The 15227-nt window shown below is 66.0% G+C and carries 14 protein-coding genes; all 14 read right to left on the reverse strand.

What is annotated here, in order from left to right; translation table 11 throughout:
* Positions 1-36: 36 nt before the first annotated feature.
* The 14 genes from HHL27_RS19645 to HHL27_RS19710 all read right to left on the reverse strand — a co-directional run bounded on the left by HHL27_RS19645 (position 37) and on the right by HHL27_RS19710 (position 15227).
* On the reverse strand, positions 37-2826 hold the full coding sequence (locus tag HHL27_RS19645) for a conjugal transfer protein TraG N-terminal domain-containing protein (RefSeq protein ID WP_169495100.1): 2790 nt from the start codon (positions 2824-2826) through the stop codon (positions 37-39).
* A 13-nt stretch (positions 2827-2839) separates the two neighbouring features.
* Complete coding sequence (locus HHL27_RS19650) at positions 2840-4252, reverse strand: conjugal transfer protein TraH (protein ID WP_169495101.1); 1413 nt, start codon at positions 4250-4252, stop codon at positions 2840-2842.
* Positions 4252-5103, reverse strand: a complete 852-nt coding sequence (gene traF / locus HHL27_RS19655) for a conjugal transfer protein TraF (protein WP_169495102.1) — start codon at positions 5101-5103, stop codon at positions 4252-4254. The genes HHL27_RS19650 and traF overlap by 1 nt, the downstream gene beginning before the upstream one ends.
* Before the next feature lie 26 nt (positions 5104-5129).
* Positions 5130-6938: a conjugal transfer protein TraN gene (locus HHL27_RS19660; RefSeq protein WP_240960084.1), complete on the reverse strand. Its 1809-nt coding sequence runs from the start codon at positions 6936-6938 to the stop codon at positions 5130-5132.
* Entirely contained in the window at positions 6935-7672 is a 738-nt protein-coding gene (gene trbC / locus HHL27_RS19665; RefSeq protein WP_169495103.1) for a type-F conjugative transfer system pilin assembly protein TrbC, read from the reverse strand. Before trbC ends, HHL27_RS19660 begins: the two co-directional genes overlap by 4 nt.
* 14 nt (positions 7673-7686) lie before the next feature.
* Positions 7687-8697: a conjugal transfer pilus assembly protein TraU gene (traU, locus tag HHL27_RS19670; protein ID WP_169495104.1), complete on the reverse strand. Its 1011-nt coding sequence runs from the start codon at positions 8695-8697 to the stop codon at positions 7687-7689.
* Positions 8690-9034, reverse strand: a complete 345-nt coding sequence (locus HHL27_RS19675) for a hypothetical protein (protein WP_169495105.1) — start codon at positions 9032-9034, stop codon at positions 8690-8692. Before HHL27_RS19675 ends, traU begins: the two co-directional genes overlap by 8 nt.
* Positions 9031-9663, reverse strand: coding sequence for a type-F conjugative transfer system protein TraW (traW, locus tag HHL27_RS19680; RefSeq protein ID WP_169495106.1), 633 nt, complete (start codon positions 9661-9663; stop codon positions 9031-9033). The genes HHL27_RS19675 and traW overlap by 4 nt, the downstream gene beginning before the upstream one ends.
* A gap of 38 nt (positions 9664-9701) precedes the next feature.
* Positions 9702-10241, reverse strand: a complete 540-nt coding sequence (locus HHL27_RS19685) for a S26 family signal peptidase (protein ID WP_169495107.1) — start codon at positions 10239-10241, stop codon at positions 9702-9704.
* Positions 10225-10629 (reverse strand): TrbI F-type domain-containing protein, encoded by a 405-nt coding sequence (locus HHL27_RS19690; protein ID WP_169495108.1) that lies wholly within the window; start codon positions 10627-10629, stop codon positions 10225-10227. The genes HHL27_RS19685 and HHL27_RS19690 overlap by 17 nt, the downstream gene beginning before the upstream one ends.
* Positions 10630-10730: 101 nt before the next feature.
* Positions 10731-11054 carry a hypothetical protein gene (locus HHL27_RS19695; RefSeq protein ID WP_169495109.1) on the reverse strand — a complete coding sequence of 108 codons (324 nt, stop codon included), beginning with the start codon at positions 11052-11054 and terminating at the stop codon, positions 10731-10733.
* The gene (gene traC / locus HHL27_RS19700) at positions 11051-13600 is read right to left on the reverse strand and encodes a type IV secretion system protein TraC (RefSeq protein ID WP_169495110.1); all 2550 of its coding nucleotides are present in this window, start codon (positions 13598-13600) and stop codon (positions 11051-11053) included. Before traC ends, HHL27_RS19695 begins: the two co-directional genes overlap by 4 nt.
* A gap of 11 nt (positions 13601-13611) precedes the next feature.
* Positions 13612-14391 (reverse strand): hypothetical protein, encoded by a 780-nt coding sequence (locus tag HHL27_RS19705; RefSeq protein ID WP_169495111.1) that lies wholly within the window; start codon positions 14389-14391, stop codon positions 13612-13614.
* Positions 14388-15227 (reverse strand): DsbC family protein, encoded by an 840-nt coding sequence (locus HHL27_RS19710; protein ID WP_240960085.1) that lies wholly within the window; start codon positions 15225-15227, stop codon positions 14388-14390. The genes HHL27_RS19705 and HHL27_RS19710 overlap by 4 nt, the downstream gene beginning before the upstream one ends.

Below are 15227 nucleotides of genomic sequence, written 5' to 3' on the forward strand. Positions count from 1 at the left end.
ATTTTTGACCGTTTTCCTGAGCTGGTAGCCGGGCGGCTAGTTCTTCCGGCCCTCAAACCACTCGGCGCCGGTGCGCTGGGTGTGTTCGTCATGCAGGTCTTGCACGCCACGAATTGCCTGATCGTGTTCGTTCTGTCGATCGCGTTGGGCACGATCGAGTTCGAACGTTCCCTTCTGCAATTCCCTCGCTACACCATGATCGGCGAGATGGGTTGAGTGTGCAGACGAGATCGGCGGCCTCCCCGTAACCAAAGCACGCGGGCGCTCCATGGTCAGCCGGGCAGGACCATCGATCGCGCCCATGGCGACGGTCGGATCGACGAGGTGCGACTGCACGGTCTCGACCTCGCTGCGGACGTAGTCCTCGAGAATCTTGCCTACCACCAAGTCGCGCGCGGCGCGCTGCGATGGCGTGGGACCGGTATCGAGCAGTGAGGGGGCGCCGAGTCCGCGATAGGGGCCGTTGGCCAGTTCGTAATAGCGGCTGGCCACGTATTGTGACATGTCCTCGCTCAGCTGGTAGCCGTGCGTTTCACTGTAGGAAGCAATGTCCTCGAGCCGCCTGCCGACCTCATCCATGCGCGACGCCTGGTGCTCAAGCGCGCGGGCGTGCTCGAAGTAGCGCTCCGATGAATCGCGGGCCTCCGCGAAGGTCTCGCTCCGGCTGAAATCGCCGCTCCGCGCATAGGTGCCCTCGCTGCTGGAAACATCGCGACCTCCGGCATGATCCTCGCGATAGTGCTCGGTCTGGTTTTGCGAAGAGCCATCGCTGCGCGATTGGTTGGTACCCTTTTCAAAGGATACGCCATCTTGCGCATTGATCCCGGCACTGCCGGTTATGGCTGCAGGTATACCACCACCTTGTATGCCCCCACTTCCTCGGCGGCCCCCGCTCAAAGTGCCACTCAAGCTCCAATTCGTCGCTGTCCCCGCAGAGTAATTATCGCGAGCCCCCTCGCTGGCGGAAGTCGTGTCGCTGATCGTCCGGCTGTTCGAATTCTGGCTGCCTTCCGCACGCGAACGGCGGTCGTATTCAGAAATCGAGGTGCCCTGCTGGCTGCCGCTCGAGGACTCACTGCCTCCCGCTGAGCGGGTCCCGCTCGACGTTCCGTGGCTCAACCGCTCGCCCTGCCGCCAGCTCTCGCTGGCCGCTTCGCGCAACTGGTTTGCCCGGCTATGGTAATCCGAGGCCGACTTGCGCAGTTCGCCGACGAAGCCCTCGCTGACCGTCGGCTTGAAACCATAGGAACTGATCCCGCGCGCGACATTCTCGACGCGCGTGCCGTCGGCGGTCCAGGCGCTGGTGGTGCCGTTGTCGTTGACGTAGCTCGCATAGCCGAAGCCGCCTGTAAAATTGGGCGCGGTATTCCACTGGTCGCGCTGCACGGTGTTCGACGTCAAGTTCTGGTAGCTCACATTGCCATAGGCATAGTTGCCGGTGGTGCGCTCGGTCGCGGCCTGCTCGGCCGCGTTCTGTGCAGGCGCCAACATCGAAGTCGCGTTGGTGGCGACCGCCATCGCGCCGCGTGCCATGCCGGCGGCAAGGAACGGCACCGACATCATCAGGAACCCTGCGATCGTCGCGGTATCGGCACTGACCGCGTCGATCCCCTCCATGCCCGCCATAGTCATGCCGCCGGGCGAGGCTGCATTCATCGCCGCGATCGTCCGGTCCATCACAAACATGTGCAGCACGACGTAAAGCGGTCCCCACGCTGCGAGGTAGAAGAACCCAGTGACGTAGCCGCGCAAGGCAGACGGGCCCGTCTGCGGCATCAGGAACAGCGGAAAGATCACCGGGAACATCGCGTAGAACACGACCGTCAGCACGATATTGAGCAGCGGCACCCAGGTCATCGCCTGCTGCGCGATCGAAGTGTAAGTGTTGCGCGCCTGCGCATCGGCCCGAAGCATCGCGAACGTATCCCCGTCCGACGCATCGAGATTGGCGCGTGCCTCAAGGAAAGCATCGACCAGCGAGCGCTGCTGGAAGATCACGTTCCCGTTTTGGGCTGAACCGTGGAAGGCGCGAGACACCACCGGCAGGTCGGCGACGAGCTTGGCCTTGGCCGCGGCCGCCGCGAGGTTCGGAAAGACCGTCGGCGCCAATTTGGTCAGCGCATTGTCGGTCGCCGCCGGAATATCGACATTGCGCAGGGCAGTGTAGGCGGCCGCGCAAGTGCGGATCTCGCTACCGCCGCCATCGGCAGGCCCCTTGAGCCATTTCATGGCACGCGCGGGCGAACCCGGCCCCATGTCGACGAGCAGGTTGGTCGAGTTCGCGATCCCGTCGGTGGTCTTGAAGCCCAGCAGGATGTCGTAGAACAGGCACTGCCGGAAATACTCCTCGACATTGGCGCGCACGCGCGGGTCGCGGAAGGCAAACTGGCGCGTCTTGTCGTAAAGTCGTGCGCCATAGAGCATGCCGTTGGTCGAGAGCCGCAGCTGATTGGGCATGACGAAAACGGTTTCGGCGCGCCGCGTCAGCCAGTCGCCGATCTGGCTCGACAGCGAGGCGAGCGCTGCAAGGCCGATCGGCACGTTGTCGACCGTGGCTGGCGCGAGGCTCGGATTGATGCGGTCAGTGACCTTCACGCTCGTTGTCGGCACGATCATGCACATGTAGATGACGGTCGCCGATAGGAACCAGTTGAACCAGACCCGCCAGTTAAGCGTAAAGGCAACGACGATCAGCGCATAGGCCAGCCCCATCACCATCACGACCTGGATCAGCGAACGAAAGCCACCGCCCCCGCACCAGGCTGCAACCGCATTGAGCACGTTGACCATGCTCTCGCCGCCGCCAATGGTGAAGATCTCGAGCATGGCGCGCCTCCCTCTACTGGAGCCCTTGCGTGGAGAGGCCACGCGAAAAGTCGAGCGCAGCAGAGACCTGCGGCGAGAGCGAATTCCTGAGTGTGCGCTCGAGGAACACGGTGCGATCGAGCACCATCTGCATACGCGTCAGCCGCGCGTTGAGCCCGTTGCTCTCGCTGTCCATCGCCAGCGACACGGCCCGCAGCTGTTCGCGCCATTGCCCCAGCGTCTCGGCATCGGCGTTGTGGAAGCTCGCCTGGCCCTGGTTCACGAGGTTGTAGAACTGGCGCACGAGCGTCTCGAGCATGTCGACTCCGACAATCTCGGCGAGGTTGTCCATGTCCGAGGGCGACATGCCGCCCAGCTGCGCCGCGGCATTGACGGTGACGATCTTGTAGAGCGGGATGCTGGTCGCCCCCAACAACCCGATCTCCTGCGGGTTGAGCGCGGCATTCGAGCGGACCTTGGCGTTCATGCTCTCAATCAGCGCGCGGATGCGGGGTTTGAGCGCCTGCGCCGAACCGATCGATAACGTCCCGAGGCTGGGATTGAGGCATTTGTCGGCGCTGTCGCAGCGCAGGACTTTGGCGCCACTGCCGCCATCGAGCAGCGCGGTCAGGATCGCGCGGTCCCCCTGCCCCAGGTAGCGGTAGGAAGGGTTGCCGGCATCGCTGTCGGCCTTGATGTAGATGACGGTGCCGACCAGCGTCATCAGGTATTCCCGAAAATCCTGGTCGAACGAGGGATAGCTCTTTTTGAGCATGTCCCAGGTGTAGTTGTAGGAATCAGCCGGGATCGTGGGATCGCTGTTGCCGGCGAGCGTCGAGCTGCGCTCGCCCCCTTCGTTGCATTCGTGCCGCGACTTGGCCCAGTCGGAGAAGATCCCCTGGCTGTTGCCGATGTACTTGCAGATCTCGGCCTCGCGTCCGGCCTGCTTGCCCCAGAGCCCGGCAACGAGGTTCTGCGCCATCTCGCACGAGTTCATGTTGAACTGATTGAGCTGCTGGACCTTCTGCGAAAGGTCCTCGAGCGTCGAGGCAATCTGCGGGCTGATCGACTTGATTGCGAGCATGAAAGCAAAGCCCAGCGCGTTGCTTGCCGTGGCTTTCAGCAGCGCGATCAGCTCATCCGAATTGATGAACGAGAAGCTGCCCCCGAACAGATCGATGCCGCCGCAGCCCGCTTTTACGTTGGGCAGTTGCAGGTTGATCGGATTGATCGTTTCCTGTGGGAAGCGCGTCCACAGGCTGCCGCCGGTGTAGTAGCCCGCCGACTGACCCTGGTAGGCTGAGGGACCGGTGACGTTGGCGGCACCGCCCATCTGATTGAAGAAGCTGTTGAGCTCGGCGTTGACCCCGGCCCGCGCCGGCATGGCCAGATTGAGCACGAGCAGCAGCATTAGCGCGCGCACGGCGCGGGTGAGCGCACGGGTCATCAGTAGTCGCTCCCCGGTTCGACGCGGGTCAGCGTGAAGATCCGCTGCATGACCTCGTCGGCAGACATCACCCCGTAGCCGATCGGCACCGGACGGTGCGTCAGCGTGTCGAACAGGACCAGCGCCGGCACCTGGTTCCCCGTCAGGCCCATCTTCTCGTACTGGCCGGTGTTGACCACGAAATCCGGAAAGGCGCTCGAGCGGCCGCCATCCATCGAGACCGGCAGCACCGAGAGTGCATACTGGTCGGACAAGCTTTTCAGGATCGGCGCGAAGACATCGCAGGCGCCGCAGGACGAGGAATAGAAGTAGTAGACCCCATAGCGGGCAGCGAGGCTCGCCATTGTCGCGGCGCGATCGCTCTTGCGTCCCTCGAGCCAGGTCTTCTTGCCGAGCGTGTTGATCGGGCGCTGCAGGGTATAGTCGAGATCGGGGTTCTGCCAGACCGCGCGGCTCCAGACATCGGCGAACAGCGAGGCGCGGTTCAGCTGCTCGCGCTGGAATTTCACATAGGCGGTCACGTTGGCACTGGTCGGCTCGAGAATGGCCCGGGCTTTCAGTTCATCGAGCTGGCGGGCAATCGCCTCCATTCGGGCGACTGCCGGAACCGGATCGGGCGCGGTTGCCGTCGTGTCGGACCTGGGCACGTCGCAGTAGAACCAGGTGCCAAGCCGGCGCTCGGCGCAATAGAAGGCATCGCCTTGCGGGATCGGCGTGACCTGCGTTTCGGTGTCTTGCGGCTCTGCGTCGCGTGCCTCGGACTGGGCCAGCGCGGCGGGCGCTGCCGTGCAATGCGCGAGCACGAGGCCGGCAAGAACAAGGCGAAGGCTGTGGCGATGCGCTTTGTGCATGAGCTGTCTCCTCATGGCCGGTCTCATTATGGGCTAGGCGGGGGCGTTCCCCCGTGGAGCTGGTAGTATTGGCGGATGCGGTCCTGGATCGCGGCGCTCGCGGCGACCTCGTCGGGCAGCTTCGCCGCCTCGGTGAACTCGGCGTAGACTTCGCTGAAATCCATCTTGGACAAATCGAGCCGCTGGAACTCGGTCGCGCTGAAACCCGAACAGTCGGGGTGCTTGGCACTCCCCCAGCCCTTGCCCAGCTGCGCGCGACCCTGTTCCTGCAAGATCCGCGAAAGCTTGCTCGGGAAACAGCAGTAGGACTTGCGTTTGGTCGTGCAGACGAAGAACACCTTCTGCGAGCAGTAGGTGCCGACATAGTGGCACAGGCCCATGCGATCCTTGACGTCGAGGAGCTTCTCCTCCGAGGAACACAGGAACTGGGTGAGGAAGGGCGTTGCCAGCGCCGCGATGGCCGCAGGGCCTCCCGCGATCGCGGCCGCGCCCGCCGACGGCGTCAGCAGCCCCGACGTTTTCCCCGCGCAGCAGTTGACGAGGCCAAAGATCGGGCGGTGGCATCCAGTCTTCTCGCCCTTGAACAGCGAGATATCCGCAGGATCGAACTGGTCGCGCACGTCGCCCATGGCGTGGACCGCGACGAGCGCATCACGGAACTCGGCGGAGGCTTCGCGCTCGATCGTGCTGCATTCGCCATTGAGGCAGTAGAGATCGGAGCCGCAGAGCGATGCCGCACCGCTCTGCGTGCCCGCATCGGCGGTGCAGCGGTAGACTTCGTCCTTGACCTGGCAGTCGCCGACCCGCGGATCGTCGAGACATTCCTCGTGATCGAAGCTGCACCCCGCTTTGGCCTTCAGCGCGGCGCAGTCATTGGCCTGCTCGATGCTGCCGCAGCTATAGTCGCGCGACCACTTCCAGCAGCTCTGCGTGATCGACACGCCATCGATCACGCGGGTCTGGGGATCACTGTCGATGCAGGTTTCGGCTTCGAGCGTGCAGGTGCCGTCAGCGGTCAGGGCAGCGCACGCGGTTTCATCGCGGGTCGTCACGACTTCGGTCACGGTGTGCGGCGCGGGCACGGGCAGCCCTGTGACCGGCGTGGTGCAGGCGAGCGTCTCGGTGGTGACGGTTTCGGGTTCGGCGCAATGGTTCGGATCGCCCTGCAGGCAGATCTGTTTCGTGGCGTGCGTGACGATCCGGCACTGGCTCTGGCCTAGCGGCTGATCGAACGGCGCGCAGCCGTCGCTCGGCCAGTCGTCGCAAGTGTATTCGTAGACGACACGCGTCTGCGTGGTTGGGACGAGCGCAACATCGCAACTGGCGCTCGACGTGGTGACCTCGGCGCCGAGGTTGCAGCTCTCGTAATAGGTGACGCTGCTTGTCCCGCTGCCGGGCAAGGGCTGGCACTTGCCCTTGGCGCCATCGATCCCCTCGCCAGCACCCACATAGCTGTCGGGCGAGGCCTCGATTGCTTTCGCCCGTGTGATATCGATCGTTGTGGGATCGTAGCTGGGGCGGTGGGGGTCGGTGACGACCCGGTAGGCGCTCGAATTCCGGGCCGCGATCGCCCCCTCACTGGCCAGCGCATCGGGATTGTCGACCAGCGTCCCTTGCGGAAAATCGGTGCCGCCAAAGCCGGGCACCTCGCGCGCGGCCGCCTCGCTTTCGACGTTGGCGCCGGCCTGGGCCTGGACCTGCCGGCCGAGCGCCTCGCCATCGGCCCTGGCCGTCGCATTCGTGGTCGTTTGCGCCAGTGCAGGGCCCATCGTCGCGGTAAGCGCGAGCGAGACCACGCCGGCGACGATGCGTCCGCTGGGCAACCAGCGAATCATGGGGCCTGCTCCAGACGCGCGAGGGCCGCGTGTGCAACCGGCGCACCGGGACCAGCAGCCGCAGCGATGGTCTCGAGCGCGAAACGCGTGGTGACATTGCCCGACAGGCGGTCGAGCGGCGGCACCGCCGAGGTGCAGGTCAGGCTGTCGCAGGGCACGTAGTCGCTGGCGACCGCAACGTAGGTCGGTACGGCATCGATCGCGAACGCCCGGAACAGGCGCGGATCGATCAGGACGCTCGCGGCCTGGCCTGGCGCAACAAGTCGGCGCATCGCGCCTGCAAAGCGCATCGGATTGCCCGCAGGAAAGCCGCGAAATACGATCACGCCGCCAGCTTGGCTGACATCGCCGATCATGCGCTTGAGCGAGGCTTCGGGCATCGACAGACTGGCAAAGCCAACCAGCATCGGCCCGCTGCGCGGAGCAACCAGGTTGCCCTGCGCCCCGGCGAGCATCGCGTCGAAGTCGATGGGGCCGTTGGGGCCGGTTGATTGCGGCAGCCTTGCCTGGCGCAGGTTGGCATCGGCTCCGGCAGCGACCGCGCTGGCTCTATCCTGCTCGGTGGTCGATCGCGCGAGTGCGCCTGCAACCAGGACCTCGGCGCTGTCTTCCGCCGCTTTGCGCTGCGCCTCGATCCGGTCGAGATCGATCCCGCCCGGGGCCGTTTGCGCAAGACCCGCAGTCACGCCACCAATCGTGAGCAGGCCAAGCGCGACGATGAGATGCCGGTTCATGCGCGCGTCTCTCATCACATCACGCAGCAGTTGCGCTTGCGCCAGACAAGGAAGCCCATGTCCTCGCCGACCACGGGATAGACCCTGCCCGAATGGGGCAGGATCGTGCTCGCACCCACCGGCGAACAGGCCTCGCGACCCGAGACCATCGGCGCGGGATTGACCATCTGCAGCCGGTACTGCTGCTTCTTGAGCACCGGCATCAGGTACTTGCCGCACAGGCCCTTCGAGCCCATCGTGCCCCAGGCCAGGGCTTCGCGGTGCATCTTGTAGAGCATGTGCTCGGCCGCGAGCCGGCCCGACTGCTCCATCCCGACATTGGCGCCGATGTTGCCGTTCATCGGATACATCGAGCCGTTGCAGCCCGCGCACCAGAACAGCTGGTCGAGCGGCAGGCGCGTGGTCGCCGCGACGCAATCGGCCGCGCAGGCCGCTTGCGCGATCGGGCTCGAAAACAGCGCCGCCTCGGGGTTGAGGATCGTCGTCAGCGCATCGTCCTGCCAGGTCGGATCGAGTTCGGTGACATAGGCGATGTCGAAGCTCGACTTTTCAAAGCACAGAAAATCGGTGAGGAGCTCGAGCCAGGTGAGCAGCGGATAGACATAGTAGTGGACGTGGTACTTGGCGGTGTTCTGCCCGCGCCCGCCGATCTGCGAGCCCTGGCTCACATAGCCGTTGCCGACAGCGAAACCGGGATTGAGCTTGATCCCGCCAAGGTTCGGAAAACAGAATGGCTTGGTCGTCACATCGATCAGCCGCACCGGCTCCCAGAAGCCCATCGCCACGCCGATCCGCGGGATGGGCGAACCACAGGCACAAAGCGGAAAATCCGGGTTGTCGGTGTCAGCCCGCGAAGATCCCCAGATCTTCATCGACCCGACCGACAATGGAAACAGGCAGCCCCAGCACACGTCGGTGACGGGATTGATGAAGCTGCCGGTACAGCGCGAGGGCACTTGCGCGGTGGCCGGGCCCGCGAAAATAAGGCCGATCAGCGCGAGGAAGAGCGCGAGCCGCCTAGGCATCGTCCTGCTCCGGTAACTGGGGCCCATCGACAAGCCCGATCTCTTCTGAACGCCCGAGCTGTTCTTCCAGCCACTCCTCGTCCGCACGCCACTTGGCATAGAGCCACAGCGGGACCAGCACGCCGAGGTAGGTCAGCAGACCCGTGAACAGTGCACTCGCAAAGATGCCGAACGTGATCGCAAGTCCCTGCCAGGCCAGCGAAACACCGGCGAGGAGCAGGAGCGCCACCAGCACGCCTCGACGCTGGCGCCAGAGCGCCCTGCTCTCGGGCGCGGCGAGCGGAGCCGGGACCAGTGCGGCGATCCGTCGGGCAAGGCGTGCAGGCCAGGCGCTCATGTGGCGTTCTCGACACGCGGCAATGCGACTTCGCCGACCAGCAGCACCTTGCCCTGCTGACGCACCCAGGCCGGGGTATGCGCAATCCCAAAACGGGCGGTGAGCACGCCGCCCTGGTCGAACCAGATGCGGCGGTGAAGCGCGCGCATCCGTTCGAACGGCGAACCCGCCACGAGGATGATCAACGCATGGGCGTCGTCACCCTGGCGAAGCGCCCAGGCCATTTCCTCAGGCCTGTCGCCATCGACGAAGACCAACGTGCGCGGCAATTGCACGAGGTCGAGCGGATTGACCCGGGTGCCGCGGGCCGCAATCAGCGTCCCGTTGGCATCGCGCACGTCGCTATCGAGCGCGATCGAGGGATCGTAGCGCCAGCTGCGATCTTCACTCGCCGAGGTGAGCCCTGCGACCGGCACTGGATTCATGACCCTCGCCGTGGCGCGCGCCGCAAATTGGCGGTTGAGGCGGTCGAGTTCGCCGCTGGCACGTGCCCGTTCCAGGCGATCCGCGATCGTGGCGAGGAGATCGGGTTCGATCACCGGCCAGGTTTCTCCGAAGCGCCCCAGATCGTGCCTCGCCGCGCTCGATGCGGCCGGTGCGCTGGCACCGACCAGCAGCAGAAGCGTCATGGCGCAGCCGCCTGCAACCATGGTGCGCGACACGGCCCTCACAGGATCGCCTCCGCGGTGCCGATCAGTCGGTCGCGGCAGACAAAGCCGATCTCGGCATAGCGGCTGTCGAAACCGTCCTTGTGGGGACTGGCCGCAAAAACGCAGCCCTCGGGGATCTGCCCCAGGGGGCCCGGATGCAACGGCTCGCCCTGGCGCGTTACCGGCTTGAGCCGTGCCACCGGCGCGCCGTTGACCGCGACCGTGGCGCCCTCGCGCGTGACGCGATCGCCCGGCACGCCATAGGCGATCTTGACGAACGGCTGCGGTCGTTCGCCAAAATGCCGCCGCACCAGCAGCGCGTGGCCGGGCGCAAACACGACATAGTCACCGCGCCGCGGAAAACTCCCTTCGCGCACCAGAAACGCCCAGTCGGGCAGCGACTGCGAGACATTGATCATCAGCACGTGATGATCGCGCCACTGCGCGATCGCAGCGAGGCCCAGTCCGGCGCCTGCCAGCAGCGCGAGGCCGCCCGCATGGCGGACCCACCGCGATCGCACTACCGTCGGCGCGGCAGGGTCAATGGCCTGCGCCATCGGAGCCTCCGTTCTGCGCAAGCCAGGCGCGCATGCGCGCTTCGGTACCACCCTCAGCGCCAGTGCGCGGCGGCGGCATCCGTCCATAGACCTCACGCCGCACGCTCTCGGTGATGTCGGGAACCGACCCGCCCGCCACCGCCTCGCTCACCAGCACGACGCGTCCGGCATGCGCTTCGCGTGCGAGCGCGGCATCGAGCAGCTTCATGAAGGCTTGCGTTTGTGCACCCATCTGATCGGGCGGCGTCGCCGAGCGCGCCTGCGCCCGCACATAGTCCGCGACCAGCCCGCCCAGCTGGACCTTGACGAACGGTGCGGGCGCGCGCCGCAGATCGAGGATCGCGCGCGTGGTCCATGCGCCCCAGGCGAGCCCGGCCACAACGAGCATGAGGGCCAGTACCGGTGGCCCGCTCCGGCGATACCGACGCGCAGACGGCGCGGATGTCGGGGGTGGCGGCACGGGTGCCGCACCGTCGGGGGAAGCGTGGCTCATTGGTTGGCCCTTTCGCATTCGAGGCCGTCCAGCAGGCTTGCGCGGCGGAAGAAGCCGACTCCGACAAATCCGGTCGCCCAAAGCGCCAGCAGCAGATGCGCGAACTGCGTCTGGCGCTGCGGCGATGCCACCGCGAAGTGCGCGGCAAGGTTGGCGAGCTGAAGCAGCGTGCCCGAGAGAGTGAAATTGCCCAGCACCACAGCGAGGCTCGCGATCACGCCCAGCGCGGCCAGCGCGTTGACCGCAAGCCAGCCCGCCACGCGCAGGCCATTGGCGGCCCAGCGCCCCGCCCGATCGGAAGGAGGTCCGGCGCCGGTCATGCGCGCCGCGCCTGCGTCACTGGCGCACTGGTTCGGAAAGCCACCGCCTCGATCGCATCGGCCATCGCGCTTCCCTGGTGGAGCGCCTGCTCGATCTCGGCGAAGGTCGCCGGGCTCGAGGAATAGAGCGTCGCCGAGAAGCGATCGAGCACGAGACGGCACACCGTCTGCGTTTCGGGGCCACGGATCAGCAGATCGGAATACTCGGTGCCGTGTCGCTTCAACGAGCGCAGCAGCGCATCGGTGTGGTTGTCCATCTCGAAGCGCGCCGATTTGCGGAAATCAGCGATCGTTTCGGCCTTCTGCTGGAGCACGAGGAACCAGTCGCTGTTCTCGAGCGCGGCGCGCGAGCCCTCGGACTTGTAGTAATCGTTGATCGACTGCGTCGCGGTGATGAGCGCCGCGCCATACTTGCGGCAGGTGCGCGAGTAGGTCTCGATGAAATCGGCCATCGCCCCGCCCTTGAGCATCTGCCAGGCTTCATCGACGATCAGCGCCTTGGGGATGCCGCGGTCGAGCTTGCGCATGGTCTGCGAGGCAACGAACATGATCGAGGTCAGGACCACGCTGCGCAGTTCCTCGCGCGCGGCAAGATCGGACAGCTCGAACACGGTCAGGTCGGCCGACAGATCGAGCGTGTTTGCGCCGGTAAAGAAGCGCCCGAACGTGCCGCTGCTGGCATAGGGCAGCAGCGCGGTCGCCAGATCCTCGGCAAAAAGGTTGCCCGACGCCTTGAGCGCTGCGATCACGCCATCGATCGTGCCCGCGTCGCGCGCACTCTCCCACACCGCATTGACCGCGGCATCGATCAGCCCGCGCTCGGTATCGTTGAGCCGGGTCTCGTATCGCGCCATCTGCGCAACGATCGCCTTGAGCATCGCGAGGCAATCGACGCGATAGTCCTCGTCCTCCTGCGCGAGGAGCGGGTCGATCATCCGGAAGGGATTGAGCGAGAGCCCCGACGAGAGCCGGAACTCGGTGAACGTGCCGCCCAGCGCCTTGGCCATGTGCTCGAACGAGCGGCCGTCGTCGATGACGATGGTGCGCGCGCCGACGCCGGCAAGGCTCGCGGTCAGGTCCTGCAGCAGCACCGATTTGCCCGAGCCCGACTTGCCCGCGATCGCGACATTGTGGTTGCCCGCCGCGTTCTGGAACGGCGACCAGAACTGCGCCTGGCCGCGCCGCCCGACGAACAGCAGGTGCGGGATGTGCCCGCCTGTGTATTCACCCTGGAGCGGCGCCATCGAAGCGACGTTCGCCGAGAGCACCGTGCGCAGCCGCTTCATCCGCTGAAGATCGCACGACAGCCCGTCGGCGAGCATCAGCGGAAACGAGGCGAGCAGCCCCATGACCTGCAGGTAGGTCTCGTCGATCAGGTCCCAGCCCGCGGCCTTGTAGATCGCCTTGATCGTGCGCGCGTTGCGTTCGCCGTGGGCCTCGGGCGAGATCATCGTCACGGCATAATAGACACGCGTCAGCTTCCGGCCGTGGCGGACCTCGTCCTGAACGTGTTCCCATTCCTGCGACTGGCGCTTCAGGGTGGGCACGAGCCGCGCGGCCTTGCCGTCTGCCAGTTGCGTCGTGCGCGCGAACTTGAACCCGGCGCGCGTCTCCGACGTCTCGGTCGCCGGCACGATCCCGCAGATCGTCTGGAGCACCGGGCATGGCAGGCAGAGTTTGGCATTGAACACATCGCCGATGATCTTCTGCGTATCCCACGGCGCCCAGCGTTCGGGAAAATGGCGCACCGATAGCGTGCGCACGTCGAACCGATCGGGGGTGTAGTCGGCGAACTCGGGGACATCGCCGACCGTGGCGCCGGTCGCGCGCAGCGAGGGCGCGTGGAGCACGATGCGATCGCGTTCGACGCGGGTGACGAGATCGCGGCGCACGCATTGCGCATTGATGGGATCGAGCGGACTGTAATGCGCGGCATCGTCGCCCGCCCCGGTCGAGGGGCACAGCACGTCGTCGATGAAGCGGATGAGATCGACCGGCTCCAGCACGCGGCTCGGGATCGCGATCGAATCGAACGCGGCCACGATTCCATCGCGCATCGTCAGGAGATCCTCGACGGCGATCCCGGAACAATCGGGCGCGCCCACCGCCAGCAGCACACGGAAGCGGCGCAGCAGAAAGGGACCGTCGCTCGCAAGCGACGTCCACGCGCCCGATTTGAGCAGGTCTAGGCGATAGCCGGCGAGGCGCTCGAACACGCCGCCCGCGATCACGCGCGGCAGCACCCATTCCTGGATCTTTTCGGCGATGCGCGGGGAGGCATAATTGACGATCTGGAACTGCGTGCCGGGCAACAGCACGTCCGAAAACACCGTGTCGATGATGTCGGCGGTGCGCTCGTCGGCGCCGATCAGCGGCGCCAGTTCGAGAATGAATCCACGCGAGCGGGTCTGGTAGAACAACGCATTCGCTGCGTTGTAGGCGCGATAGCCGAGAAGGTTCGCCAGCATCGGCACTTCTCCTGTGGTGAAACTGTGCTCGGGCCTCTCAGCATCTCCGGTCACCAGTTCGATGAGGCGTGCGAGCATGGCGAGTCTCCCTATTCGCTCGTGGCCGGGAAGTTGGCGGCCTTGCGCGGCGGTGCCGCCAAAGCCGAAGCGACGTCCGCCTTGATCGCATCGATCGGGGACGGCGCCGGTGGCTTGGCCGTGCCCGGTGCTGTGGTGGTCGCTTCGGCGTGCAGGACAGGGACCGCGGTGGGCGTCGGCGACGGCGCAGCCGCCGACAGGTCGGGGGCCTGTTCCGCAAGCTCGAGCAGGACCGGGGGACCGCCAGACCTGCGAGGATCTGCGCTTGCCTGTCCACCGGCGGTCTGCTCCGCGACCGATGGCGTAGGCGCACCCGGCAGGCCATCATCGAGCGTCAGCTGGACGCCTGCGGTTTCGTGAAGCTGCCCCTCGCCATCGACGTATGCGGGGAAGACGACCCTCAGCACCCGCGTCCCCGGTCGCAAAGCGCCGGGCAATGTGTTGGTGCCGCTCTCCGCCGCTGCCATCGGCGGGCGCGGATGCCAGGAACCATGGTTCGCCGTGGCGCCGCGTCGGGAGTCAGTCCCCGGCACGTCTGACGGATCGGCGGCCCCAGCGGGTTCTTCGCGGATCGCCGCGATCGCGGCATCATCGATCACCGATGACGGGGCACAGGTCCCCTCGGGCGCCTTGCAGGCGAAGCTGCCTTTCACATTGTCATGCAAGATGGCGCACCCCGAGAGCAGCGCCGCGCCCACCAGGGGGACGACGATGCGCGCTGCTCTGCGGACCGGGATCGGCCGGAGCGGCATCGATCGAAGGGGGATCGATCGAAGTGGGCCTGCGCTCACGACACCTTCCCTCCTGCGAGCCATGTCGCCAGCACCTCCTTGGAGCGGTAACCATGGAGCACTGCGCCATCGCCGCGCACGATCACCGGCGTGCCGTCGAACCCGTGTTCGCGCGCGAAGCGCTCGTTGGCATCGAGCCCGCTGATGTCGCAGCGCGACGCGGGCAGTGCTGCACCCTCGTAGGCGCGCTCGAGTGCCGCGCGCTTGTCGGGTGCACAGATCACCGCCTCAGAAATCATCCGCGTGCCGAGCAGCGAAATCGGCCGCTCGGTCACGCGCACGTCCATCATCTGCAACTGCTGGTGGAGCAGCTTGCAATACCCGCAATGAAAGTCGCTGAAGACGGTCAGGCGGTCGCGCCCCCTGCCCCACTCGATCGCACCTGTTGCCGGAAGCGCGGTGAGCGACACCTTGCCACTAGGGGCGGGAACCGACGCTCGCTGTAGCACAGGCATCGCCGAGGGTGCGGGCGCTGCATCGGCCTCGTCGGCTAGCTGGCTGGCCCTGGCACCGGTGCCTGCCAGCAGATCGGGGTTGATCGCGAGCAGTCGTGCCGCGGTTAGGTCCTGGCGCGTTTCCATGTCGTAGATGCGCCCGACCACGAGGTAGCGCCCGCTGGTGTCGGTGTAGAAGAGATTGGCCCCCGCCTGGACTTCGCAGAGCCCTGCAACAACTGCGCAGTCGATATGGGTCGGCGCCGTGCGTGGCAGGCGGGCCTTGAGCACTTGGCCCACGCGCTCCTCAGCCGATGGCGTTGCCGCCAGGGCCGCCGCCATCGCGCTGCCGCCCGCAACGCCCAACGCGATCATGACTGTCAGAGCGAACCGTTTGTCCAT

Source organism: Novosphingobium olei, assembly GCF_012927405.1.
Taxonomy (GTDB): domain Bacteria; phylum Pseudomonadota; class Alphaproteobacteria; order Sphingomonadales; family Sphingomonadaceae; genus Novosphingobium; species Novosphingobium olei.

Excerpts from the sequence above, each read along its gene's own strand:
- HHL27_RS19690 (WP_169495108.1), bottom strand. The coding sequence starts at position 10,629 with ATGCTCGTTGTGGCCGGGCTCGCCTGGGGCGCATGGACCACGCGCGCG.
- HHL27_RS19650 (WP_169495101.1), bottom strand. The coding sequence starts at position 4,252 with ATGACCCGTGCGCTCACCCGCGCCGTGCGCGCGCTAATGCTGCTGCTC.
- trbC (WP_169495103.1), bottom strand. The coding sequence starts at position 7,672 with ATGAACCGGCATCTCATCGTCGCGCTTGGCCTGCTCACGATTGGTGGC.
- HHL27_RS19645 (WP_169495100.1), bottom strand. The coding sequence starts at position 2,826 with ATGCTCGAGATCTTCACCATTGGCGGCGGCGAGAGCATGGTCAACGTG.
- HHL27_RS19675 (WP_169495105.1), bottom strand. The coding sequence starts at position 9,034 with ATGAGCGCCTGGCCTGCACGCCTTGCCCGACGGATCGCCGCACTGGTC.
- HHL27_RS19685 (WP_169495107.1), bottom strand. The coding sequence starts at position 10,241 with ATGGCGCAGGCCATTGACCCTGCCGCGCCGACGGTAGTGCGATCGCGG.
- traC (WP_169495110.1), bottom strand. The coding sequence starts at position 13,600 with ATGCTCGCACGCCTCATCGAACTGGTGACCGGAGATGCTGAGAGGCCC.
- HHL27_RS19660 (WP_240960084.1), bottom strand. The coding sequence starts at position 6,938 with ATGATTCGCTGGTTGCCCAGCGGACGCATCGTCGCCGGCGTGGTCTCG.
- traW (WP_169495106.1), bottom strand. The coding sequence starts at position 9,663 with ATGACGCTTCTGCTGCTGGTCGGTGCCAGCGCACCGGCCGCATCGAGC.
- traU (WP_169495104.1), bottom strand. The coding sequence starts at position 8,697 with ATGCCTAGGCGGCTCGCGCTCTTCCTCGCGCTGATCGGCCTTATTTTC.
- traF (WP_169495102.1), bottom strand. The coding sequence starts at position 5,103 with ATGCACAAAGCGCATCGCCACAGCCTTCGCCTTGTTCTTGCCGGCCTC.
- HHL27_RS19695 (WP_169495109.1), bottom strand. The coding sequence starts at position 11,054 with ATGACCGGCGCCGGACCTCCTTCCGATCGGGCGGGGCGCTGGGCCGCC.
- HHL27_RS19710 (WP_240960085.1), bottom strand. The coding sequence starts at position 15,227 with ATGGACAAACGGTTCGCTCTGACAGTCATGATCGCGTTGGGCGTTGCG.